Annotated in this window: 26 protein-coding genes; 19 read left to right on the forward strand and 7 right to left on the reverse strand. The window is 48.1% G+C overall.

Going from position 1 to position 22971, the window contains the following annotated elements; all coding sequences use genetic code 11:
- Positions 1-181: 181 nt before the first annotated feature.
- Both EQU24_RS12820 and EQU24_RS12825 read left to right on the forward strand, forming a co-directional pair.
- Positions 182-364, forward strand: a complete 183-nt coding sequence (locus EQU24_RS12820; RefSeq protein ID WP_017839128.1) for a type II toxin-antitoxin system HicA family toxin — start codon at positions 182-184, stop codon at positions 362-364.
- A gap of 9 nt (positions 365-373) precedes the next feature.
- Entirely contained in the window at positions 374-766 is a 393-nt protein-coding gene (locus EQU24_RS12825; protein WP_017839127.1) for a type II toxin-antitoxin system HicB family antitoxin, read from the forward strand.
- 331 nt (positions 767-1097) lie between these two features.
- Here EQU24_RS12825 and EQU24_RS12830 read toward each other — a convergent pair whose 3' ends face one another.
- Positions 1098-1559 (reverse strand): type IV pilin protein, encoded by a 462-nt coding sequence (locus EQU24_RS12830; protein ID WP_083877599.1) that lies wholly within the window; start codon positions 1557-1559, stop codon positions 1098-1100.
- Between the two features lie 111 nt (positions 1560-1670).
- On the opposite strand from EQU24_RS12830, the gene EQU24_RS12835 reads away from it, so the two are divergent.
- The 7 genes from EQU24_RS12835 to EQU24_RS12865 all read left to right on the forward strand — a co-directional run bounded on the left by EQU24_RS12835 (position 1671) and on the right by EQU24_RS12865 (position 8638).
- Entirely contained in the window at positions 1671-2243 is a 573-nt protein-coding gene (locus EQU24_RS12835; protein WP_017839125.1) for a GspH/FimT family pseudopilin, read from the forward strand.
- Between the two features lie 34 nt (positions 2244-2277).
- Complete coding sequence (locus EQU24_RS12840; protein ID WP_017839124.1) at positions 2278-2787, forward strand: GspH/FimT family pseudopilin; 510 nt, start codon at positions 2278-2280, stop codon at positions 2785-2787.
- A 17-nt stretch (positions 2788-2804) separates the two neighbouring features.
- The gene (locus EQU24_RS12845; protein WP_017839123.1) at positions 2805-3563 is read left to right on the forward strand and encodes a hypothetical protein; all 759 of its coding nucleotides are present in this window, start codon (positions 2805-2807) and stop codon (positions 3561-3563) included.
- Between the two features lie 22 nt (positions 3564-3585).
- Positions 3586-4869: a pilus assembly PilX family protein gene (locus tag EQU24_RS12850; RefSeq protein WP_017839122.1), complete on the forward strand. Its 1284-nt coding sequence runs from the start codon at positions 3586-3588 to the stop codon at positions 4867-4869.
- Positions 4870-4887: 18 nt separating this feature from the next.
- The gene (locus EQU24_RS12855; RefSeq protein ID WP_017839121.1) at positions 4888-7221 is read left to right on the forward strand and encodes a hypothetical protein; all 2334 of its coding nucleotides are present in this window, start codon (positions 4888-4890) and stop codon (positions 7219-7221) included.
- Between the two features lie 77 nt (positions 7222-7298).
- Positions 7299-7481, forward strand: coding sequence for a hypothetical protein (locus EQU24_RS12860; RefSeq protein WP_017839120.1), 183 nt, complete (start codon positions 7299-7301; stop codon positions 7479-7481).
- Positions 7482-7585: 104 nt separating this feature from the next.
- Positions 7586-8638, forward strand: coding sequence for a M23 family metallopeptidase (locus EQU24_RS12865; protein WP_017839119.1), 1053 nt, complete (start codon positions 7586-7588; stop codon positions 8636-8638).
- 478 nt (positions 8639-9116) lie between these two features.
- Here EQU24_RS12865 and EQU24_RS12870 read toward each other — a convergent pair whose 3' ends face one another.
- The 4 genes from EQU24_RS12870 to EQU24_RS12885 form a co-directional block, all read right to left on the reverse strand.
- Complete coding sequence (locus EQU24_RS12870; RefSeq protein WP_017839118.1) at positions 9117-9431, reverse strand: nucleotidyltransferase family protein; 315 nt, start codon at positions 9429-9431, stop codon at positions 9117-9119.
- A complete protein-coding gene (locus tag EQU24_RS12875; protein ID WP_017839117.1) occupies positions 9418-9852 on the reverse strand; it encodes a HEPN domain-containing protein in 435 nt (144 codons plus the stop codon). The genes EQU24_RS12870 and EQU24_RS12875 overlap by 14 nt, the downstream gene beginning before the upstream one ends.
- Before the next feature lie 48 nt (positions 9853-9900).
- Entirely contained in the window at positions 9901-10614 is a 714-nt protein-coding gene (locus EQU24_RS12880) for a DUF5765 domain-containing protein (RefSeq protein ID WP_017839116.1), read from the reverse strand.
- Between the two features lie 419 nt (positions 10615-11033).
- The gene (locus EQU24_RS12885) at positions 11034-12113 is read right to left on the reverse strand and encodes a lytic transglycosylase domain-containing protein (RefSeq protein ID WP_017839115.1); all 1080 of its coding nucleotides are present in this window, start codon (positions 12111-12113) and stop codon (positions 11034-11036) included.
- Between the two features lie 1145 nt (positions 12114-13258).
- Here EQU24_RS12885 and EQU24_RS12890 point away from each other — a divergent pair.
- From EQU24_RS12890 to dinB, 10 genes are all read left to right on the forward strand, one after another.
- Complete coding sequence (locus EQU24_RS12890; protein WP_017839113.1) at positions 13259-13813, forward strand: TRAP transporter small permease subunit; 555 nt, start codon at positions 13259-13261, stop codon at positions 13811-13813.
- Positions 13814-15199: a TRAP transporter large permease gene (locus tag EQU24_RS12895; RefSeq protein WP_017839112.1), complete on the forward strand. Its 1386-nt coding sequence runs from the start codon at positions 13814-13816 to the stop codon at positions 15197-15199.
- On the forward strand, positions 15196-15348 hold the full coding sequence (gene lptM / locus EQU24_RS12900; protein WP_017839111.1) for an LPS translocon maturation chaperone LptM: 153 nt from the start codon (positions 15196-15198) through the stop codon (positions 15346-15348). The genes EQU24_RS12895 and lptM overlap by 4 nt, the downstream gene beginning before the upstream one ends.
- Positions 15349-15351: 3 nt before the next feature.
- The gene (lysA, locus tag EQU24_RS12905) at positions 15352-16611 is read left to right on the forward strand and encodes a diaminopimelate decarboxylase (RefSeq protein WP_017839110.1); all 1260 of its coding nucleotides are present in this window, start codon (positions 15352-15354) and stop codon (positions 16609-16611) included.
- A gap of 16 nt (positions 16612-16627) precedes the next feature.
- Positions 16628-17455, forward strand: a complete 828-nt coding sequence (gene dapF, locus EQU24_RS12910; protein WP_017839109.1) for a diaminopimelate epimerase — start codon at positions 16628-16630, stop codon at positions 17453-17455.
- On the forward strand, positions 17452-18147 hold the full coding sequence (locus tag EQU24_RS12915) for a DUF484 family protein (protein WP_017839108.1): 696 nt from the start codon (positions 17452-17454) through the stop codon (positions 18145-18147). The genes dapF and EQU24_RS12915 overlap by 4 nt, the downstream gene beginning before the upstream one ends.
- Complete coding sequence (gene xerC, locus EQU24_RS12920) at positions 18140-19048, forward strand: tyrosine recombinase XerC (RefSeq protein WP_017839107.1); 909 nt, start codon at positions 18140-18142, stop codon at positions 19046-19048. The genes EQU24_RS12915 and xerC overlap by 8 nt, the downstream gene beginning before the upstream one ends.
- A gap of 451 nt (positions 19049-19499) precedes the next feature.
- Complete coding sequence (locus tag EQU24_RS12925) at positions 19500-20540, forward strand: DUF2333 family protein (protein WP_017839106.1); 1041 nt, start codon at positions 19500-19502, stop codon at positions 20538-20540.
- 8 nt (positions 20541-20548) lie between these two features.
- Entirely contained in the window at positions 20549-20857 is a 309-nt protein-coding gene (locus EQU24_RS12930) for a DUF4389 domain-containing protein (protein WP_017839105.1), read from the forward strand.
- Between the two features lie 21 nt (positions 20858-20878).
- On the forward strand, positions 20879-21958 hold the full coding sequence (gene dinB, locus EQU24_RS12935) for a DNA polymerase IV (RefSeq protein ID WP_017839104.1): 1080 nt from the start codon (positions 20879-20881) through the stop codon (positions 21956-21958).
- A 34-nt stretch (positions 21959-21992) separates the two neighbouring features.
- Here the strand turns inward: dinB and yjgA are convergent, their stop codons facing one another.
- Together yjgA and EQU24_RS12945 are read right to left on the reverse strand one after the other, a co-directional pair.
- Positions 21993-22544: a ribosome biogenesis factor YjgA gene (yjgA, locus tag EQU24_RS12940; protein ID WP_017839103.1), complete on the reverse strand. Its 552-nt coding sequence runs from the start codon at positions 22542-22544 to the stop codon at positions 21993-21995.
- Position 22545: 1 nt separating this feature from the next.
- On the reverse strand, positions 22546-22734 hold the full coding sequence (locus EQU24_RS12945) for a hypothetical protein (protein WP_017839102.1): 189 nt from the start codon (positions 22732-22734) through the stop codon (positions 22546-22548).
- Positions 22735-22971: the final 237 nt, after the last annotated feature.

Raw genomic sequence — 22971 nt, forward strand, 5'->3', positions numbered from 1 at the left:
CTTTGCCTCAAAAGCTTGCCATCCATGGCACTGGATTCCGCCTGTCCATGGCGGAATGACGGGCTTCCCTTAACTTAATGGCAGTGTGGGTTACGGCTACCCGGCTTTTTTGGTGCTTTATGTCAACACCAACGGTGGTTATAGTGTTGATACTTTTTATTGAGTAATTATAATAACCATCATGGACAGTAAACAACTCATCAAGCAACTTGAAGCCGACGGCTGGATTCTGGCACGAATCAAAGGCTCACATCACCAGTTCAAGCACCCGGATAAACCCGGCTTGGTGACGGTCAAACATCCTGACAGCGACATTCCCGCCGGTACGCTGAACAGCATTCGCAAACAGGCGGGATGGAAATAAGAGGTTATCATGCGCTTTTCTGTAGTATTGCATACCGATGACGGCGTTCGTTACGGCGTTACCGTCCCCGACTTGCCCGGCTGTTTTTCGGCGGGCGACACCCTTGACGATGCATTGGCTTCCGTTGCTGAAGCGATTGATTGTCACATTGAAACATTGATTGAAGACGGAGCCGATATTCCTGATTGCAAACCGATTGCCGAGCACCTATCCAATCCGGATTATTCAGGCGGCGTTTGGGCTTTCGTCGACGTTCCGGTTGAAAAATACTTCGGCCCCGCCGAGAAAATCAACATCACGCTGCCGCGCCTGTTGTTGGCGAGAATCGATCGCTATGCGAAAGCGCACGGCGCAACGCGCTCCGGTTTTTTGGCTGAGGCGGCTCGTGCGGCAATGCGTTAAAGGAAAAGACGTAGAATAGATCGGGTTACGGCTAACGCCTAGTTTGACCTATGCGGATCGCCTGATGGATGCCCCCATCCGTGCGCTTGCCATAGAACGCTGATAAAACGTCCTGATTAGCAAGATGCTTCAGTTTGCTGAAGCCAACTGTCCGAGCAGTGGCCAGTCGTAGCCACTTCTGCGGGACGGGTTATTTAACCCGTCCCCAACGTTTCGGTTTGCCCTAAACATTTCGGCTGATTTCGGCCAAAGTCAAAACGTTTAGGACGGGGTTGCAAACCCCGTCCTGCTAGGGTACGAAAGGTATAACGCCTAATTTGACCTATTCGGCTTACCAGCAGGTATCCGCGTTATATCCAGTTGAATAACTGCCCGTTTGGAGTTGTTTCGAGACCTGACCATTGGCAAAAACGATTTCAAAATTACCGCACTTGTCATTGGCTTGCGCTCCTCCAACTTGGCGTGTTGCTCTTAAGGTATAAGCTGTCGCACTGGCTGAAACGATAGACAATGCATAATGCCCATCAGGCGAGCTATTACTATGAACCAAATTGAATGAACCGCCACCACAAGAATAAGTGGTAGCGTGAAGCCCTGTGGCATATTGCAAACAATTCGCCCGGTATTTTTCTTGAGCCAATTGCAAACTCAACAACCCCGCTTTCGCATCCGATCGCCTCGCCTTCATGACATAGCTCGTATAAGACGGATAAGCAATCGCGGCCAAAATACCGATCACGGCAACCGCTATCATTAATTCAATTAACGTAAAACCTTCAAATTTGCGTGTCATTTCAAATTCCTGCTCTAAAATTAAAACAATAATAGCCGCTAAATGTCTAACGGTCAGAAAAATCCGATAAGGCATTGGCGGTCACTATACATTCTTGCAAGAGGTATAGAAATGAATAAGCTCCTGCCTATTAAAATGAACGAAGCCGGCTTTACCGCCGTGGAATTACTGATCACGATCACTATCGCCGGCATTATAGCGACATTAGCCATACCGAGTTATCAAGACATGTTGGAACGCAACCGCCTTAAACAAGCCCTGGAGTCGTTAAAAGGCGATCTAAAACTGGCGCGCACCGAAGCGCTCAAGCGCCATCAACCGATAGTCGTTTCCAGAAAGACCGGCAATCAAGGTGCATGGTGCTACGGACTGGCAATTAGAACGCCCGCCAAGGCCAATTGCAATTGCGAACAAACCAATATAGGCGCCAATGATTTTTGCGACGTTAAACGCATACTCGGCAATGATTTTGAATACATTACCATGGAGCCCGCAGGCATTAACAATAATACTTTTAACCCCAGGCGAGGCACCGTGGCCGCCGGGGGTGTCACTTTCAGTACGGCGAAATACGCAGCCAGAGTGGTTTTTGCCGACACCGGTCGAGTGCGGATTTGTAGACCCCAGTCTGCCAACATGCCAAGCGGAAAAGTTGGCCTACCCTCTGTAACGGCAAATTGTTAAGGACACATAAAATGAAAAACGCGACTAAAACACCATGAAAAATCAAACGAATCAAGGATTCACTCTACTGGAAGCATTGATCACCATTGCCATCGCCGCAATTATATTGGTCTTGGCCGTACCTTCCTATCGTGATGTTTTGGAGCGTAATCGTCTAAAAGGCGCAGTTGAATCAGTGGCAGATGATTTAAAATTTACACGCACTCAAGCCATAAAACAAAGTACCGACGTCACACTTGAATTAAAAGGCACAACCGACTGGTGCTACGGTATTTCTTTAGGCAACAGCGGATGTGATTGCGAAACAGTAGGAAGCTGTTCAATCAAGGTTGTCGATGGAACACAATTTTCTGACATTGCGCTAGACGGCGACAATAGCGCAACCTTCCTATTTAGACGTGGTACAACGGATATAAATAATAATATTGAAATAACACTTAATTCACCCGTATATACGGCAAGAATAATAGTCAACCGTTCAGGCAGGGTTTTTATTTGTACACCTGGTGGAACAACTGGCCTACCTTCATACCCCGACTGTTAAATCGGTAGTGAGCGAATATGAAAAAAGTAATGGGCTTCACTTTAATGGAACTCATGATTTCCCTGTTGTTGGGTCTGATAATCATCGGCACAATCATCACTGTCTACATAGCCACGATACGAGGTAGTTCTGATGTGATCGGCTCTGCTCGGTTAAACCATGATATGGAATCAGCCATGATGCTGATGACCAATGACATCAGGAGAACCGGCTACTGGGGAGGAGCTGTGGACGGTTCAGATAGTCGAAACAACCCGTTTACGAGCCCTACAACTGACATTGCTGTTATAGACTTTAATGGTACCGGTGATTGTATCTTATACAGTTACGACGCAAACGGTAGCGGTCATTTTGACAATAATGGTGATGGGACAGTCGACGATACAAACGAATTCTACGGCTTTAGGCTGAACAATAACACGATAGAAATGCGTTTAACCGGCGTTAATACGACTGACTGCTCCAATACCAACGCAAATTGGCAAGCAATGACCCTAAATGCTGGCGGCGAACAAATCAATATCACGAATTTAGAGTTCAGTTTCGGTCCGCTAGCTGGCTTGGCCGGGACTTCTCGTTGTTTCAATTTTTCAACTAAGACAATAACCGATGACGCGATAGACTGTGACCCTGCCCCTTCGACAGGTGACAATGTTATACAGAAGCGTGTTGTGAATATTCGCATGACCGGAGTTTTAGCCAACGACGTGAATGTAAGCAAAACGATAAACGGCACCGTGCAGATCAGAAATGACCGCCTATACACACAGCCGTAGCAGTTCGCCAAGAGGGATCAAAATGAAGACCTTTGCTAAAAATTTAAATTACCAACGAGGCGCGGCAAGCCTGATAGTCGCTTTAATTTTATTGATCGCCATCACAATAGTTGTCCTATTTACCGCTAAGACCGTACTCGTGGAGACACAAATCACTGCAGACAACTATCGAACGACACAGGCGACCGCCGCGGCAAGTGCCGCAATGGATCAAGCAATAGCATATTTTAACAATCAAGGAATTGATGCAGGAGCCCCTGCCTATACCAATGATGTTGAAGATCTTCCCCAATGCGGCGCTAATTCAAGTGCAAGTCCAGCAACTCATATTACTTTAACATCAGGCTCTCAAACGACCCGTGCTTTATTCTTTTTTAACAATGTGTTTTATGATCCAGATGATCCAAACAATTGCCAAGGCCAAACTTCGCCTGATAATACTCCCCTCCCAATTACCTATCAAGATAGAGCCCAAATTACAGCCCGAGGATGGAGCGATGATTGTGCAGCAGTCCGAACAATAATACAGTGCGTAGGAACCTTTGATGTTTTTAATGCTGGTAAAGGTCCCCGGCAACCTTTTGTTAGTAAAGCCGGTGTCGGCGCTTTCGGTAATGCAAAAATTATCAACCGTTACAACAATAGCAGTATTTGGTCGGGCAGCATTTTGGATACTAGCGGCGCAGCTTTTGGCACATATTTAAGACCCAGCAATACAGAGATAACGAATTTTACCAAAGCAGAGCTAGACAGCGATAATGAAAATGCGAATACCCAACTCGTTTCCAATAGAGACGCCGGAGCCGGAATTGATGTGATAAGTGGCGACCCCAACCTTACTAATGCCTCACCCGATGAATTCTTCAACATGTTTTTTTCGATCGATAGAGATACGTTAAGAGGTTTGGCCGAAGATAGCGATCAAAAGTTAGCAGCCGGAGGCAACCCAAACGGTATGACCGGAGTAATATGGATAGGCCCGGACGGAACACCTTCAACTACAACAACCAATATTGGCGGCACGACAGTAATCGGCTCTCCAAACGTTCCCGCCATCATGATTATAAACGGTGATCTTCAATTGACTGGGGGAACGATTCACGGCGTTGTATATGTTACCGGGGAAATAAAAATTGCCGGCAATGCGGTAATCAAGGGTTCGATATTAAGCGAGTCCGGCAATAATAGCGGTGCTGGAACACTAAAACTGGTCTATGTGCCCTATGGTGGCGAAGGGTCCGGTCCAACACCATTTATTCCAGGAACTGGCGCAGTCATCGCAGGCTCATGGCGAGATTGGAATTAAATTTTGAGGTGATATCAAATGAACGTCACAAACACATTAACACGCAACAATGGAATTGGCCTGATTGAAGTACTGATTGCGACTGTAGTAGTAGCAGTTGGATTATTAGCAATTAGCTCTTTGCAAATCAATTTAATAAGTGGCAGCAGCAACAATAAAATACGTTCGGAAGCCATGTTACTAGCCAACCTAAAGCTCGAAGAGCTTAAGGACCGGATTGAAAAGGAAGATAGTTTTGATGAAATTGCCAGTGGTAAAGAGACTAACTGGATAGTTGGCTCTAATGAAAACTTCGCGCGCTATTGGTTAGTAACGGACCAAACCAACCCGGAAAGAAAAGTAGTTGAAGTTAAAGTCGCTTGGGGAGCCACAGGCCAAATGGTATTGAACGCTGCCAATGCGGCAGCGGCAAATGCAGCGGCCAACAGCTCTGCATCAATCGCAAATGAGCAAGTAATCGTGCAAAGTGTTATTAGCTTTCAAAGCCCTGGCGCTTCAATGTTAGCGGCAAGCGATGATGAACGTGGATTGAATGCCATGAGTCCAAGTCCCAGCGCCGAGTCATCCGACAAAATTTTTGACGATCTCAATGTGCCGCTCGATGACTTAACTTTATTTGATGCTGAACGAGGTATATATACGCGAGAAATTAATGGTGAAACCCAATATTTCAAAGAAAATGACATGGGCGGTGGCGATCGCGTATTCCTGTGTAGCGATTTAGTTTATTTCGAAAACAACCTTTATACACGCAGGGTAAACGATGATTCAATCGCTGGCGACGAATCGATCGAGTTATTTAGCGATAACAACGATGGTTTATCTTGCACAAGACAAATTCGCTTTAATGGCGGCATAATCATCCCGATACGAGGCATTGTTTATTCTAGAGCCACAACCGGAAATAATCCCAATGCAGGATTGTTGGACGTTAATTTATTCACCTTTAATGCATCGGAAAGCGGCGCATATTGTGTTTTCAACCCAATCGCTAACTCAACAGAGGCACCTTACGTTTGCTATGTCGGCGGCAACTGTATCAATGGACCAGACGGCACTCATCTCCCACGCGTCGATGCCGAAACACCGCTTCAATTAGCGACTGCCGGGCAACATACCGCAGTCACTGAATGCCCTAAACCGGCAGTTGCGCAAATAAAGGTTGGTCCCGGCGGTTGGCGAGGTAATGTTGGTTTATTAGGGATCGCAAGCAATGGGAATAATGTCTGTTTTGCTGAAGAGCTTGCCGGCCCATCTTCAACAATCAACACAGCTCGGGCTTATTACACGCGGAGAACGAACGGCAACATCGTCAGTAATGAAGGCATCAATAAACCCTACGACTGTCATAATTTTCTTATAATCAATGGTAAAAATACTCTCACGCAAATTTCCAATGAATGTAAGGCACGCGCGGCAACTATTTCCGGCCTAAAACTCGCCTCTAAATATATCCAACGCAACCTAACCGGAACTTCACCTAATAGCGTCGACTTAATTACTGATGTATCTTATTGCCCAGGTGATGTAGCCCCTACCATTTTGGTTTCCGGTGAGATAAAAAATGCCAGCACAGCACCGACTGTCACAATAACAGACGGAATACAAACACCTGTTGAATGTCAAGCGACCACAACAGCCTATAGTTGCACTATTACCACTAACGAACCGGCGTTAACTGTTAACGCCACTAGCGGATCATTAGTTGCGACTTGTGTTATGGCTCCATCAACAGTTGGCTGCACATTAAATCTGGCGACTCCAACTTTAACAACCTACACCATTACCGGTAATATTATCGGAGGACGAAGAGAAGAAGTCGTAATCGAGTTAGCCGGAACTGCTTGCACCATCGATCACACAAATGCCCCATCTATTTATACGTGCTCGATACAAACAACAGCAAATATTGCCACATTATCGGCTAGTGGCGGCGGAGTTACTCCGTCATCGGTATCTGTACAATTGACACCAGGAACATCTGACCCTACAACAGTTGAAGGTCCTAATTTCAATGCTATTATCCCTCGAACAATTAGCGGCACTATTTCATTTACCAACCAAGTAACAATTGCCCAAGCATCCATTAGCGTATTAGAAGGGAATTGCGGCACCGCTATTAATCCAACAGGCAGTCAAAGCTATTCCTGTACAGTACCTGATGGTGTTGAAAACACGTTAACGATAACCATTTCTCCGCCGTGTAGTACAGGAAACAATTCCAGGAAATATCAAATTACACAAGGAACAAATAGTTCTTTAGGAACGGGTACTTTAGCAATTCCTTTAGGTACAGTAACCGGCAACCAGACTCGTGATATTTCGGTATCAAGATCAAATACTAATTGTTAGCAATGTAGGTCGGGTTACGCTGACACTAACCCGACCTACGCAAAATTGCCAAACTTCACTGTATTCGGAGTTTCGCCATGCGTTATCGCCGTGTTTATATCAACGCGGGCAGCTATTTGTTTACCGTGGTGACCGAAAAACGCCGGAAATTATTCGCCGATGAGGACAATGTAAAGCTTCTGCGCACGGCGTTTAAAAAGGTCATGCAAAAACGGCCATTGTCTCGTTCCCAAGTTCTACTTGGGAATGCCTACCTTTAAGCTCTGCTTATTGTTCGTCAAGCGGAGCTTGACGGTAGACACTCCCAAACAAGAGTTTGGGAGAGAGCAATAAGCGCTGGAGCGTTGAAACTAGGAATCAAAGCATGAAGAGTTCTCGTCATTTTTCATCACCCTTTCGTCTTGCTTTATTTGACTATCGGGAAGGCGGCAATAAATCGCCTTTTGCCTTACGGCACGCACCGGCTCTGGTCGGCATTATATGGGTTCTGTTTTCATTTAACGTTGCCGCTAAAAAACTTTATCAATATCAGGACGAAAGAGGCATTTGGCACTATACCGACAAGGCGCCCGACACAGAATTACCGGTTACGATCCGGCAATTGAAAGTCGAGCAGAGGCAAAAGGTCTGGTTGATACAAGGGGGCGACAAGCGTCACCCGACCTATGCCATCCGTAACGATTACGGCGGCCCGGTGCAAGTGGAAGTCGCTTTTGTCGAGCACGAGAATGCTTTGGCCAATCCGGCGTTGCCGCATCGCTTTATCGTGTCTCCAGGGCTATCGAAAACGCTGCTCGAAATTAGCGAAGCACAACCGCAAGCCGGTTTTCGTTTTACTGTGAACTATCGTTATGCAATAGGGCCGCCGCTAACGGACTATCTACCCAAGCATGCCTATCTCCCGCCTTTCGCTGCCGGCGAGTCGTTTCAAATTACTCAAGGTTTCGAGGGCGAATTCAGCCACACCGACCCGGAAAACCGTTATGCAGTCGATATCGCGATGCCGGTCGGCACGCCGATTCATGCGGCCAGATCCGGAGTCGTGATGGATGTCGAGCGCGATTTTTTCGAAGGCGGCGTCAAGCCGGCTTATGGCCAGAAGGCCAACCGAATACGCATTTTACACGATGACGGTTCAATGGCTGTTTACGCGCACTTGGAACTAGAAAAAACGCAGGTATATCCGGGCTTGCGCGTCGAAGCGGGTCAATTGATCGCTTATTCCGGCAATACCGGATTCACCACCGGCCCTCATTTACATTTTGCCGTGCAAATCAATAGCGATATGGCGTTGACTTCGGTGCCGTTCGTCTTTCTGTCCGCCTCTGGCGTACCCAAAAATCCGGTTGCCGGTATTTGGTTAAGAGGCGTTACAGCGACTCAAGGCGGGGCTGTCGGGGCGGATTCGATGAAATGAGTACCTGATTAGCAAGTTTCTTCAGCTAAAGCCCAAAGATCAGCATAACCCTTAGCAAGACGGGGTTCGTAAGCCATGCGCGTCAAGCTAAAAACGGCCACCCACATCACGCTCTTTCCCAGGCTCCAGCTTGGGAAAAACACCCCGGAAGCTCAGCTTCCTGAGACCGACACAACCTCCGCTCACTCTCAATCAACCCCGCGACTCGCTCGTTCAATTTTTCTTGATTGTCGGGAAGCTAGAGCTTCCTGAACAGGTTGCCCAAGCTGGAGCTTGGGTAACAGCATATTTTAGTTTTTGCGACTACGACTGGCCCCTGCTTGGACACTTGGTTTCGGCAAGCTGAAGCATATTGCTAATCAGGAATGAGTATGTCGTTTTTCCGGCGACCTCGATCCGCAGTGGGAATTTATACTTTAGCCTTGATAAGACCGGTATGCATTCCCACGCAGGAGCACGGGAACGAGGATACTCGTTCCTAAGTTACATTTATTTTGTAAAGGGAATCCACGATGCTCCGATCCAATTGCTCTAATGAATCGGTTACTAAAATGTCATAACCAAGTCCTAATTCCGACATTTTATCGCACGCTTTGCGGTAATTTATTTGAATCGACTCTTTGGGCGATATTACTAAAATATCCACATCCGAGTTGCCGTGAAATTGTTCTGTTGCATACGAACCGAACAAATAAACCGGACAGGAAAAATCTTTAAAAGCTTGTTTGAGATAAGCCACGACGCCCAGCTTCTTTCGGATTCTAGCTTTTTGGACAAGATTAGTCCTTTGCATAAAGCCGCTCCAGTATCCTCACCGACCGGTTAAAAGCATCCAAGGCCGACAGTGCTTGCTTTTTGGTGATAATGTCCACAGGCGCATCGCATGATGACGGGTATCTTGCTATGGTGTTGTATTGGCTCAATTCTTTGTATAGGTCAATAAGCTCATCATCGAACAAATCGGTATCAAGTGATTTGTTTACATCTTTTGCCAGCTCGTGAACCGAGTGAATATGTCGGATTTGAGCTCCCGCATCGCTGACGACAAACTTTAATAACTTTTCCACCGCTTGTTGAGCGTGGTAGCAAACACCATCCCATTTGCTAGCCTTAAACAATAGCTCTGCCATTTCAAAATCATTCACACCCTGTCTTAGCCAGGCATATTGGACTCCGTCTTGCGCCGCCAATTGTCTTAATAAATCAATTTTCATCACTGCACACTTACCGGAAAAGTTGCGTAACTTAGTTCATGCCCCTTACTAAGCCCGTTGCAAACGCTGCGGCATTACCGTAAAAAATTGTTTGAAATGCGGCAAGAAGCTGATTGTGATCGGTATCGAGAACAGGCAATAAATCGCCGCCGCTTCGCCGGTCGACACGCCGAATAGCCATTGCGGCATCAGCAAGGTCATCAATGCCATGACGCAGTGGTAGGAAGCCATTTTCCAATTGTCCGGCCACATAAACCCACTCAATGCCAACGCAAAAAGGGATCCGTGGGTAATCAACAAACCAAAGGCGCTCGGTATCGCATAACCGATGTGATAAATCCCGCTATAAAGACAAGCCACTTTGTTACCGATAAAATTCGGCTCGATTCCGAATAATTGCCATTCCTTGGGCAGGAAATTGAAGATTAGAAATAACGAACTCAATGTCGCGCTAAAGTAAAATGCTTTTTTTAGTGCTTCTTTATCCGAGGAATAGCTGGCCAATGCCGGCATAATCGCAAATGCCTGAAGACTGATGTGATATGTCGATAACTCGCTGAGAAAAAGATTCGTGCCGTAACCGCATTGATCGGCAACCGGATAGGCGAAATATTGAATGAATTCCATCATTGAAAAATGCAGTATCGCGTAGGTTCTCGCCAATCTCACCTGTAGGGTTTCGCTCTTATCTAAAAAAGTCACGCTTGAAGCTGCCAAGCCTACCAGCCCCAGACCTAAAGACATATTCGCACTAAAACACATAATTATTCCGCCATTTAATCGGCAACGCGATTTTTATGATTCAATATCTGAATGTGATCGCTTTGTTGCTTCATCCGAAAAAAATATCGGCAATTGCATAAAGTCTACATTTACGCATGGATCGCCGCCCTTAAATAGGGGAATTCTAGCAGAATGGCGATAATGATGCTTGAGGGAATATCGATCCGAAAAAGTCTCCAGTCCCCCTTTGATAGCATTTGCTGGTCAAACTTCGGCACCGGGGGGCGGGCCGTCAAAGGACGCCGTGAATACGTATATGTAGGCTCTGTGACAGCATCCCTGCTGTCAAAGCCTTTGCCGCCCCCCCGGCGCCTCCATGCGTCAATGCCGAAATTTGAAGTGCGATGGGTATAACTTTATAGAGGACTGGAGAGGCTGTATCGGTTGAGGAAAAGTCGTTATTCCGAGGCGAGATAGTGAGTCGAGCCCATCGGGCCTTCAAAGTTTACGCCTTCGCGGAAGTAAGCCAAGGGGTTTGCCGCAATGTCTCTCGCAGCTAAAAACTGTGCATAATAATTACGCGACGCAAACCCGAATATCGGGCTGTTGTATCGTTCGACGATTTGTTCGAAATTGCGGCCGACTTGATTTTGTGCCCGCGACATTCCGCCTATACCGTGATTATAAGAAGTCACCGCAGTCGGCCAATCGTTGAGTTTGTTGTAAGCATACTTTAGATAACGAGCCGCGCCATGAGCCGAGGCTATCGGATCATGGCGCCTATCGGGTTTGTTTTTACCCGGCATAAACGTTTCAGCGGCCCCTTTTGTGAACTGCCACATGCCGACCGCGCCGGCGTGGGATTTTGCGGAAGCTTGAAATGACGACTCGACATGCGGCAAATAAGCAAAATCCTCCGGCAAATTGTATTCGCGGAAAATGCTTCTAAATTGCGCATCATACCGACCGCTGATCTCCAGGCCGCGTTTGAATCGCTCTTTTATGCCGCGTTGCGACCGTAATCTTTGACTAGCCTCCGGCAAAATCTCATGCAAATTGCCTTGACTTTGGATTCTGGCGACGATTTGTTTATCGAATTCGTCAAGCGGCGCTTTAGCTCGCAATTTCCTGTCTAAGTCACTCAAGCGATTTTTCCAAAATGCTTTGCGCTGTTCGACCATCGCTTTTTGTTGGTTAGTCAAACCTTCGCCGACATTGCCCGGTAACCTCATCACTTCATAGATAACGCCCATATAGCGATCATCATGAAAAGCGACTTCCGAACGATGCCATACCCCATAAGTCTTACGCCAAAAATCGACTGCCGGTTCCAATGTTGGCGGCCTAGGAAATACGCCCTGCTCTTTTTGCGCGAACTTAGCGGCTATAGCCGGTTTATAGGTCCACTGAGAGCCGGTAGAAACTCTTGGCGGAGTCGTCGGTTTAATTTCAACATGCCGTGAAGGAGAACTGCTGCAAGCCGGAAGCAATGCCATTGCCGCGGATAATAATGAAATGACAAGAGTTTGTCGCTGCATAACCAATCACCAAAAACTGTTTTTTTAAAAGACAAAAGATTCTTCACGAATCATTCAAGGAACCGTAACGAGAGCGTTAAGTTTTGTTTAAGGATAGTAGGCGGGAATTTAAATTTCTACTCTTTTAATGGCAATCTTTAATATTTATTTTTTGGAGGATCAGAATCAATATAAAGGGATACAAGACTACCCTTCCGTCATGATATTTTATATTTTTATTTCAATTACTTATGATTCCACACAAAATATCGCAGCAGTGCCGTAGGGAATCCGTATATCCCTTCGGAGTCAATAATCATGCCGGCAATGATTGCCAAACTTCGAACCAAGAAACACGCACAAAAAAACCGCCCTAAATGGTTCTTTCGCCCTGCGCGCCCATCGTTTCAGATAAATTGTAGGGTACGCTGTGCGTACCAAAGCCGTGCCCTGGCGGTTCGGTTAGCACATGAACATCGCGGAGCTACCATGGTACGCACAGCGTACCCTTCGCGGATCACCTAGCGTTTTAGGCGACACTGCCATTAAGTTAAGCCAGCACAGAATTAAGTAATGCTTGTATCCAGGATCTACTTTGCCTCAAAAGCTTGCCATCCATGGCACTGGATTCCGCCAGTCCATGGCGGAATGACGGGCTTCCCTTAACTTAATGGCAGTGAGCGTTAGGCGAGGGAGATTCGAGGGTGTTAAAGACAATAAACCTAAAAAGAACAGTTTGATAGCCTCAAACTACCGTTCGCCCTGAGCCCTTCGGCTGCGCTCAGGAGAGCCCCGTCGAAGGGTGAACGGTAGTTTGAGGCTTCACCAAGACGGTGAAAGTGTTGTAGACCCTTCATGCTTCGACTTAGCTCAGCACGAACGGTCTACAACACATGTCAACTGCTCTTTTTACTGTGAAAGTTCGTAGATATAGACCCTTTATCTAATTTTTCGATATACGGCGCTCGACAGAGCAAATGCCGGTTCCGGAGAGGGTGCGGTTGCTCGACCGACAGGCGTCGATGGCCAGGCCTTCATGAACGTTAGGATAAAGGATATGTCGAAGCCCTCGAATCGCCCTTGGACGGGTTGAATCACTCACCCCGAACAAAGTATTAGGTATAATTACCAACTTTCTCATTTTTTACGCCCGGACCTCAGCATATATGCCTTCGACTGTTCAGTTCTGTCGCCGCCTTGCCGATATAATCGACTCGCTTAACGAATGGATCGGGACGACCGTATCCTGGCTAACGTTGATCATGGTCGTGGTGACGTTTACGATCGTTTTGCTTCGTTATGCGTTTAATTTCAATTCGATTGCCATGCAGGAATCGGTCTCCTATATGCATGCGCTGGTGTTTATGTTGGGTGCGGCTTACACCTTGAAAACCGGCGCTCATGTTCGGGTCGATATTTTTTACCAACGCTGCGGCAAAACCGTCAGAGCCTGGATCGATTGTTGCGGCGTGTTGTTTTTATTGTTGCCGGTTTCAGGGTTTATCCTTTACAGCAGTTGGCACTATGTCGTCGAATCGTGGAATATCTACGAAAGCTCTAGCAACTCCGGCGGACTTCCCGGCGTATTTCTCATCAAAAGCACCATTCCGTTGACCGCATGCCTTTTAATCCTGCAAGGTATTTCCATGTTCATCGCTAATTTAATGATTGCCTTGGGCTTGCATACTCCCGTGGAAACTCGTCGAATAGAGGCTCGATAAATGGAAAATATGATGGCTCTATGGATGTTTGCCGCGGTTTTTGTCGTGCTATTAAGCGGTTTTCCGGTCGCCTTTGCATTGAGCGGCACCGCGCTGGCATTCGCGGGACTGGGTTTATTGCTGGGCAATTTCGACATCGCATTTTTAAACGCATTGCCCAACCGTCTGTACGGCATCATCGGCAATGAAACGCTGATCGCGGTACCGCTTTTCGTGTTCATGGGCGTAATGCTCGAACGGTCGCGTATTGCCGAAAGCCTTTTAGAAGCAATGACCGATTTGTTCGGTACCCTGCGCGGCGGCCTCGGCATCGCGGTAACTTTAGTCGGCATGTTGATGGCGGCTAGCACCGGCATCGTCGGCGCGACCGTGGTCACGATGGGCCTGTTGTCGCTGCCGACCATGCTACGCAAAAATTACGATCCGGCCGTGGCTTGCGGCACGATTTGCGCCTCCGGAACATTAGGCCAAATGATTCCGCCGTCTATCGTACTGGTTTTACTCGGCGATATCATTTCCACCGCCTATCAACAGGCTCAGCTCGACATGGGGGTGTTTGCGCCGGAATCGATTTCGGTTGGCGATTTATTCGCCGGTGCGCTACTGCCCGGACTCGGCCTAGTTGCAATGTATTTGGTCTATATTGCCTTGCTGGCCTGGCTGCGTCCGAACTTGATGCCGGCCGCAGAACAAAACGCCCGGCTCGAACCGGGCTTTTATCGGAGCCTATTGTTTAGCCTGGCGCCGCCGTTAATATTGATTCTCTCGGTACTCGGTTCAATCATAGGCGGCCTGGCTACGCCGACCGAAGCGGCATCGGTCGGCGCTTTCGGTGCCATTATTCTGGCTTTCGCAAAATGCGAGTTGAATTTAGCTACACTGCAGGAAGTCATGCGCAGCACCACGCAAACCACGAGCATGGTGTTTCTAATCCTGATCGGCGCAGCCTTGTTTTCGTTAGTATTTCGTGGGTTTGAGGGCGATGAACTGATCGTTAACCTGCTCTCGGACTTACCGGGCGGTCAATTCGGCGCCGTATTCAGCGTGATGCTGGTGATGTTTTTTCTCGGCTTCGTGTTGGATTTTATCGAAATCACCTTCGTCGTGGTGCCGATCGTCGGCCCGGTACTGTTGGCGATGGGTATCGACCCGGTCTGGCTCGGCATCATGATTGCATTAAACCTGCAAACGTCGTTTTTGACGCCGCCGTTCGGTTTCGCGTTATTTTATCTGCGCGGCGTGGCTCCGGCCGAGGTTTCGACAGGCCAAATCTATAAAGGCGTGATGCCTTTTATCGCAATTCAGCTTATCATGTTGGCCGTTTTGGCTTATTGGCCGCAGTTGGCCACTTGGCTTCCTACTCAGATATACAACGATGCATTATGAATTATTCCAAACTTTTACTCGCTTTCTTTATCGCATTATGGATCACTGCTTGCGGACAAACCGGACCGCTTTATTTGCCGGACGGGCCGGCGCCGATCCATGTCCCGAAAGAACTACCGGCCGACATTGAACCTGACGAAGAAGACTGACACATGGATTTTTTTAATTATAAAAACGGCGAATTATTCGCAGAAGACTGTCCGGTACGGGAAATCGCCGCTAAACTTGGAACCCCATGCTACATTTATTCGCGCGCCACGTTGGAACGACATTGGCATGCTTTCGACCGTCCCTTCGGCGATAGGCCGCATCTGATCTGTTATGCGGTCAAGGCCAATTCCAATCTTGCGGTGCTGAATATTTTAGCCAGGTTAGGATCGGGTTTCGATATCGTTTCGGCCGGTGAACTCGAGCGCGTCTTAGCCGCAGGCGGCGATCCGAAAAAAATTGTGTTTTCGGGCGTCGGCAAACGCAGCGATGAAATCCTAAGTGCGCTGAAGACAGGTATCCGTTGTTTCAATATCGAGGTCGGCGGAGAGTTGGACAGAATCAATGCACTGGCGGGCCAACTCGGCGTCAAGGCTCCGGTTTCGTTCCGCGTCAATCCCGACGTCGATGCGAAAACCCATCCTTACATCTCGACCGGTTTAAAGGAAAACAAATTCGGCATTGCGATTGAACAAGCCTTACTTGAGTATCAACGCGCCGCGGCCATGCCGAATATCGATGTTATCGGCATCGACTGCCATATCGGTTCGCAATTGACCGACACGACGCCCTTCTTGGACGCATTGGGCCGGATACTCGACCTTGTCGTGGAACTAAAAAAAATGGGAATCGCCCTGCACCATCTGGACCTCGGCGGCGGTCTCGGCATTCGTTACCGTGACGAACAACCGCCGGAACCGGCCGAATATGTTAAGGCCTTGCTCGATCGTCTCGATCAATCGACGCTCGATCATGATGTTGAGATCCTGCTCGAGCCCGGCCGGGCCATCGCCGGCAATGCAGGCATTCTGGTCACGCAAGTCGAATATCTTAAAACCACGGCCGACAAAAATTTTGCGATTGTCGATGCGGCGATGAACGATTTAATCCGCCCTTCGCTCTACAGCGCTTGGCAGGAAATCATTCCGGTTCAAAGCCAAAGTTCGGCGGATGAAAATCATTGGGATATCGTCGGCCCGGTCTGCGAAACCGGCGATTTTCTCGGCAAGGACCGCAAATTGAGACTCTCGCCCGGAGACTTGCTCGCGATACGATCTTCCGGCGCCTATGGCTTTACGATGAGTTCCAACTATAATTCAAGACCGCGCGCCGCCGAAATCATGGTCGATGGCAGCGATTGCCACCTGGTTCGCGAGCGGGAAACCCTTGCGCAATTATGGGCTGGCGAACAATTACTGCCTTAACCGGAAAATAACATCCATGATCGAATTCACCAAAATGCACGGACTCGGTAACGACTTTGTCGTGATCGATGCTATCAATCAAAGCATTTCATTACAGGCCGAACAAATCCGTACCTGGTCGAACCGCCATTTCGGCATCGGCTTCGATCAATTATTATTGGTCGAAATCCCGGTTAGTCCGGATGCCGATTTCAAATACCGGATCTTCAACGCTGACGGCAGCGAGGTTGCGCAATGCGGCAACGGCGCGCGCTGTTTTGCGAAATTCGTCCGCGATAAAAAATTGACCGATAAAGACGAAATCCGCGTCGATACCAATGCCGGCCAACTGTTGCTGAAGCTCAACGCGGACGGCATGATCACGGTCAACATGGGCATCCCGAAACACAAGCCTGAAGAAATCCCGCTAAAAACACAGCATGAAGCGAAGTTTTACAGCGTTATCGCCAATAATATCGAAAGAGGTTTCGGCGCGGTTTCGCTGGGTAACCCGCATGCCGTGCTTCAGGTTCACGACATCAAGCACGCGCCGGTCAATGAATTAGGACCTTTACTGGAAAGCCATCCCGATTTTCCCGAGCGCGCCAATATCGGTTTCATGCAAGTCATCGACCGCGGCCATATCAAGCTTCGTGTTTATGAGCGGGGAGCAGCGGAAACACTTGCCTGCGGAAGCGGCGCTTGCGCCGCCGCGATCATTGGTATCGAACAAAATTTGCTCGATCATGAAGTCAAAGTCGAACTGCCCGGCGGATCATTAACAATTAATTGGCCGGGGAGAGGACAGCCGGTATTGATGACAGGACCCGCCGTTTCGGTTTTCGAGGGACGTATCTCATTATGAAAAAACAAGCACTCAACACACTGACAGAAGAACAAGTTGAAGCCTACTTGCAGGCCAACCCCGAGTTCTTCAACGACCACCTTAATCTCTTGGAAAGCATGACGATACCGCATCCGAGCGGCGATGCGATTTCATTGATATCCAAACAACTGGAAATTTTCAGGGTCAAGCATCAGGAATTGGAAAGTCAATTAACCGCGCTGATCGAAATTGCCCGCGAGAACGATACGTCGTTTAATCGCATGCACAAATTGACCTTGGCCTTGCTCGATGCCGCTACGCTCGACGAAGCCGTCGCGAATCTCGAGCATGTGTTCGTCGAGTATTTCATAACCGATTTTGTGGCTGTGCGTATCATTTCCGAACATGAGCAAACGCCGATTGCCAATTTGTTTATCGCACCGAACGACCCCACTCTTCAGCATTTCGCGCAAATACTGAACAACAACCAGCCGAAATGCGGACGTCCCACCCTAGCGCAAGCCAAGGTCCTGTTCGGCGATGCGGCATCGGAGGTTAAGTCCTGCGCGATCATCCCCATGTCGTTCACCCAACTCGAAGGCATTGTTGCGATCGGCAGCCGCGAAGACAACCGCTTCCATTACAGCATGGGTAATTTATTTTTGACCCAAATGAGCGAGATTATTGCCACACGCTTGATTTCGTTGCTTCACCAATCGGAACATGACTGAAGACGCGCTGACTCAGTTAAATAGCTTTTTAAGCTACTTGCAAGTCGAAAAGCGCTTGTCCGACCATACCGTCGAAAGCTACAGATATGACTTGGAGAGATTGCGCGACTTTTGTGTCGAACACAACATAGAGAATTGGTCGTCGCTAAATACCAGCGATATCCGCACCCATATCGCCTCGAGGCACCGGCAAGGGCTCGGTAGCAAAAGCCTGCAGCGCGAATTATCGGCGATACGCAGTTTGTTCAGATATTTGCTGAAAAAAAACCTCGCCACAGTAAACCCGGCCCAGGCGGTCAAAGCGCCCAAGCAGGATAGAAAACTCCCCAAAGTGCTCGATGTCGACCAAGTAACAGGCTTCCTCGAAGCCGATACCGATTCTTGGCTGGAAATCAGGGATCAAGCGATTTTTGAATTATTTTATTCCTGCGGCCTGCGACTTAGCGAATTGACCGCGCTCGATTTAGTCGATATCGATTTAGCCGATTGCAGTTTAGTCGTACAGTCGGGAAAAGGCGGAAAATCCAGAATATTACCGATCGGCAATAAAGCCGTCGAGGCATTGAAAAACTGGTTGCCATTACGCGCCGACCTCAATCGCGGCGATGAGCCTGCGCTGTTTTTATCGGCCAGAGGCACCCGACTCGCACAACGTAGCGTACAACAAAGACTCGAAAACTGGTGTCGAAAAAAAGGGATCGCCGAACATATCCACCCGCATATGCTGAGACATTCCTTTGCCAGTCATTTACTCGAATCCAGCGGCGATCTTAGAGCCGTTCAGGAATTACTCGGCCATAGCACAATCGGCACGACGCAAATCTATACCCATCTTAATTTCCAACATCTTGCCGAAGTTTACGATCAGGCCCATCCCCGCGCTAAAAAAAGAACGCCTTGAACTGGATATTTTCTAGGTGGGACGGAGTTTGCAGCCCAGTCCTAAACGTTACCTATACCCTTTGCTAGTCAAATTTCGGCGTCGGGGTGCCCGTCAAAGGACGCCGTGAATACGTCCATGTAGGCTCTATGACAGCATCCATGCTGCCAAAGCCTTTGCCGAACACCCCGGCGCCTCCATACGCTAATGCCGAAATTTGAAGTGCGATAGGTATACATGGATGTAGTTAAGGGGCGTGAGCAGGAGCGGAAGCTTTTCGTCCAGGATCAACCCAAATCGAAACGTTGGGAGCGGGTTAAATAACCCGCTCCGCAGTAAGTTTACGATTAGGCCCTTCCTCGTGCAAAAAAGAACACCCTAACTCGGCTTTTTGTTAACGAGCCAACGGCTATAAAACCTGTTATTATTTAGAGCAATTTTAAAAAAATGCTGCACACGAAGGATACCGGAAATGTCTGAAAACGATTTACCACAGAACACACAATATAAAGGGATCCTATGGACGCTTGGTGTCATCGCATCCGCGGTTCTTATTGTAATTCTAATTTTGGCAACCTGGTGGAGCCAGGAACCCGATCCGTTCAATGTTTATGACGAAGCGATAGAACGCTCCAAAGTCGACGACACGACCGACATTCCACTCGGTTATGTTTACGCAAATACCTTAGCGCATATCGCCGAAGTATTACTACACAAGCCCGGCGGCTATATCACTAACGACGCTGCACCTCCGGGCGTATTCATGGATAACATGCCGAACTGGGAATTGGGGGCCTTGGTCATCTTACGCGACGCCACGACCGCACTACGGAATCATTTCGCGCGTGATCAATCGCAATCGGCCGAAGACCCAGATCTTGCGATCGCCGAGCCTTATTTCTATTACGAACGCAATTCCTGGGCGCTTCCGTCGACCGAAGCGGAATATCAAAAAGGCATCGACTCTCTCCATAACTATATGACGCGCCTACAAAAACCAGCCGGGAAAAAAGCCGCACGATTCTATGCACGAGCCGATAATCTTTGGCAATATACCGAAATCGTCATCAAGCGTTTGGGCAATTTATCGGTTCGTCTGGCCGCTAGCACCGAAAAAACTTATATTCGGGAAATGACCCTGCAACAAACGCTAACGCCGGAAGCCGACAAATTAAAACAAGAGCATCTGAGTACCGAGCCTTTGGAACAAACGCCTTGGCTGCTGGTCGACGACATGTTTTGGGAAGCACGCGGTTCGGCTTGGGCTTTGCTGCATATACTCAAGGCAATCGAACATGACTTCAGAAGCATCTTAATCAGTAAACGCGCGATGAATACCGTGGATATCATGATTCGGGCGCTAGAAAGTTCGTTACAACCCATCATGAGCCCGGTAATTTTAAATGGCAGCGGCTACGGTCTATTCGCGAACTACTCGTTGACAATGGCTAATTATATCGCTCGCGCCAATGCCGCCGCGTTGGACTTGCGTGACATCTTAAACCGTGGATAAGAGAACACATGAAGGAACAACTCAACGAAAACCTCAAAAAACCGAACACCTGGAAAAGAATCGCCTTTATGCTGGTATTCGCGGTCATCGCGGGATTGGTCAGGGTATTGTTGTGGGCGGTGATATTGCTGCAAATCGCCTCTATGCTGCTGACCGGTTCGGCTAATAAGAATATTCTCGATCTTGGGAAAAAACTGGCGGCTTATCTGTATCATATCGTGCTGTTCTTGACTTTCAACACCGAGCGAATGCCCTTCCCTTTCGCCGACTGGAACGAGACCGAAACATTGGATTTGCCGTCTCACCGAGAACATTAAGACTGACTCGCGTCAACGACCATGGAAGCCGCTCGTAAAATCATCCACATCGATATGGATGCATTTTTTGCCGCAGTCGAACAACGCGATTTTCCGCAATACCGCAATAAACCTTTAATCGTAGGCGGTTTGCCGGGATCTCGAGGGGTAGTATCAACCTGCAGTTACGAAGCCCGGCAATACGGCATCCATTCGGCGATGCCATCGACTACGGCACATCGCCTCTGTCCTCATGCAATCTTCGTCAAACCGCGTTTCGAAGCGTACCGAGAAGCGTCGAACAGCATCCGCAAAATCTTTGCCGACTATACCGATTTGTTCGAACCCTTATCGCTCGACGAAGCCTATCTTGACGTTAGCCAATGCAATCGCTGCAAAGGCTCTGCGACACTCATTGCGAAAGACATCAAGGAAAAAATCAAGCAACAGACCGGACTGACCGCTTCCGCAGGCGTTTCTTATAACAAATTCCTGGCAAAAATAGCCTCCGATCTCGACAAACCGGACGGCTTGTATTTAATCACGCCCGACAACGGCCCCGGGTTTATCGAAACCCTACCTATCGGAAAATTTCACGGTATCGGCAAGGCCACCGAGAAAAGAATGCATGACCTGGGCATTTTTACCGGAGCCGATTTAAAAACGATGCCCCTCGCCTCTTTGCAAGATTATTTCGGTAAAGCCGGCTTGCATTATTACCATATTTGCCGGGGCATCGATAATCGCCCGGTCAATCACCAACGAATCACTAAATCGATCGGTGTTGAAGTCACCTTTCAAGAAGATCTCGATAACCGGGAGACTCTATTGATACAGTTGCAGAATCTGCTGAACAAAGCACTCGGCAAGGCGAAAGAGAAAAAACTGGCGGCTTACACCTTAACGATAAAAATAAAATATAGCGATTTTGTGCAAATCACGCGTAGCCGAACGCTTTCGAAAGCAATCACCGAAAACTTAAATGCTCTACCGCTATTGGACGACTTATTGAAAACGGCGCCAACCGAACGGCGTAAGGTCCGCCTGCTGGGTGTCGCCTTGTCATCACTCGCCTCGCCAAGCTGCAACCGACAAATCGATTTATTCGAACAATTTCAATAATTTAAACAATCCACGGAGAGCACCCCACGATTGATTAAGCCGTTCGTTCGGAATCGTCTTCGAACAACTCCTTCAAATAACGGTATAGTTCCCGCGAGGATTTCGGAGGCCGCGCTTCGGCCGCTTCTTTTTGCGCACTGCGCATTAATTGCCTTAACACTTGCCGGTCGGTTTGCGGATACTCATCAATCAATTCGGTCAAGGCGTCTTGCCCTTCAGCAATCAAACGATCGCGCCAACGCTCAACCTTATGATGCTCCCTCGTCGAATGCGCACTCTGGTTTTTAATCCGAGCCAATTTTTCTAAAATCTGCTCGACATCTAACTTTCTGAGCAACCCGCATATAAATTTCAACTGTCTTTTTCTGGCACCTTTCGGCGGCATCCCAACCGTACCGATAACCGCCTTGTATAATTCCTCCGGCAAATCCAACGTGCTTAATTGCGCCGTCGACAACGCGACCAATTCCTCCCCAAGATCAAACAATACGGCAATATCGCGTTTGATCTGGGATTTATTCGGTCTTACCGCATAGTATTCGACTTCATCGTCGAATTCTTCGTATTCCTGAAATTCTTCAATCATTTCAAACCATGGCTATTAAAAATAATACAAATAGTACAACGAATCCCAGCGGAAACAATACCGCTTTCCAATCCGTTTCAGCATTTTTACTGTGCTCGAGCGATGCTTTGACACCTGGCCCCATCCAAAATAGCACCAGCAGCACTAATGCCCCCAGTATCAAGCTTTCTGTCGTTGACAGGTTTTCCATATTGACCCCTTTTTTTTTTGATAGCAGTTATACCCTTTGCTTGTCAAATTTCGGTGCCGGGGTGCCCGTCAAAGGACGCCGTAAATACGTCCATGTAGGCTCTATGATAGCATCCATGCTATCAAAGCCTTTGCCGAACACCCCGGCACCTCCATAGGCTAATGCCGAAATTTGAAGTGCGAAAAGGTATAACAGTCAGCGGTAAGCAGATCTGTTTTATCGATACCGTCCCTATTC

The organism is Methylotuvimicrobium buryatense (assembly GCF_005931095.1).
GTDB classification, from domain to species: Bacteria; Pseudomonadota; Gammaproteobacteria; order Methylococcales; family Methylomonadaceae; genus Methylotuvimicrobium; species Methylotuvimicrobium buryatense.

Bases quoted from the DNA above. Each gene is read 5' to 3' on its own strand.
- EQU24_RS12925 (WP_017839106.1), top strand. From the start codon at position 19,500: ATGTCTGAAAACGATTTACCACAGAACACACAATATAAAGGGATCCTA.
- lptM (WP_017839111.1), top strand. From the start codon at position 15,196: ATGAATTATTCCAAACTTTTACTCGCTTTCTTTATCGCATTATGGATC.
- dapF (WP_017839109.1), top strand. From the start codon at position 16,628: ATGATCGAATTCACCAAAATGCACGGACTCGGTAACGACTTTGTCGTG.
- EQU24_RS12930 (WP_017839105.1), top strand. From the start codon at position 20,549: ATGAAGGAACAACTCAACGAAAACCTCAAAAAACCGAACACCTGGAAA.
- EQU24_RS12880 (WP_017839116.1), bottom strand. From the start codon at position 10,614: ATGTGTTTTAGTGCGAATATGTCTTTAGGTCTGGGGCTGGTAGGCTTG.
- EQU24_RS12875 (WP_017839117.1), bottom strand. From the start codon at position 9,852: ATGAAAATTGATTTATTAAGACAATTGGCGGCGCAAGACGGAGTCCAA.
- EQU24_RS12840 (WP_017839124.1), top strand. From the start codon at position 2,278: ATGAAAAATCAAACGAATCAAGGATTCACTCTACTGGAAGCATTGATC.
- EQU24_RS12855 (WP_017839121.1), top strand. From the start codon at position 4,888: ATGAACGTCACAAACACATTAACACGCAACAATGGAATTGGCCTGATT.
- lysA (WP_017839110.1), top strand. From the start codon at position 15,352: ATGGATTTTTTTAATTATAAAAACGGCGAATTATTCGCAGAAGACTGT.
- EQU24_RS12865 (WP_017839119.1), top strand. From the start codon at position 7,586: ATGAAGAGTTCTCGTCATTTTTCATCACCCTTTCGTCTTGCTTTATTT.
- yjgA (WP_017839103.1), bottom strand. From the start codon at position 22,544: ATGATTGAAGAATTTCAGGAATACGAAGAATTCGACGATGAAGTCGAA.
- EQU24_RS12820 (WP_017839128.1), top strand. From the start codon at position 182: ATGGACAGTAAACAACTCATCAAGCAACTTGAAGCCGACGGCTGGATT.
- EQU24_RS12895 (WP_017839112.1), top strand. From the start codon at position 13,814: ATGGAAAATATGATGGCTCTATGGATGTTTGCCGCGGTTTTTGTCGTG.
- EQU24_RS12945 (WP_017839102.1), bottom strand. From the start codon at position 22,734: ATGGAAAACCTGTCAACGACAGAAAGCTTGATACTGGGGGCATTAGTG.
- xerC (WP_017839107.1), top strand. From the start codon at position 18,140: ATGACTGAAGACGCGCTGACTCAGTTAAATAGCTTTTTAAGCTACTTG.
- EQU24_RS12860 (WP_017839120.1), top strand. From the start codon at position 7,299: ATGCGTTATCGCCGTGTTTATATCAACGCGGGCAGCTATTTGTTTACC.
- EQU24_RS12830 (WP_083877599.1), bottom strand. From the start codon at position 1,559: ATGACACGCAAATTTGAAGGTTTTACGTTAATTGAATTAATGATAGCG.
- EQU24_RS12850 (WP_017839122.1), top strand. From the start codon at position 3,586: ATGAAGACCTTTGCTAAAAATTTAAATTACCAACGAGGCGCGGCAAGC.
- EQU24_RS12845 (WP_017839123.1), top strand. From the start codon at position 2,805: ATGAAAAAAGTAATGGGCTTCACTTTAATGGAACTCATGATTTCCCTG.
- EQU24_RS12835 (WP_017839125.1), top strand. From the start codon at position 1,671: ATGAATAAGCTCCTGCCTATTAAAATGAACGAAGCCGGCTTTACCGCC.
- EQU24_RS12890 (WP_017839113.1), top strand. From the start codon at position 13,259: ATGCCTTCGACTGTTCAGTTCTGTCGCCGCCTTGCCGATATAATCGAC.
- EQU24_RS12885 (WP_017839115.1), bottom strand. From the start codon at position 12,113: ATGCAGCGACAAACTCTTGTCATTTCATTATTATCCGCGGCAATGGCA.
- EQU24_RS12870 (WP_017839118.1), bottom strand. From the start codon at position 9,431: ATGCAAAGGACTAATCTTGTCCAAAAAGCTAGAATCCGAAAGAAGCTG.
- dinB (WP_017839104.1), top strand. From the start codon at position 20,879: ATGGAAGCCGCTCGTAAAATCATCCACATCGATATGGATGCATTTTTT.
- EQU24_RS12825 (WP_017839127.1), top strand. From the start codon at position 374: ATGCGCTTTTCTGTAGTATTGCATACCGATGACGGCGTTCGTTACGGC.
- EQU24_RS12915 (WP_017839108.1), top strand. From the start codon at position 17,452: ATGAAAAAACAAGCACTCAACACACTGACAGAAGAACAAGTTGAAGCC.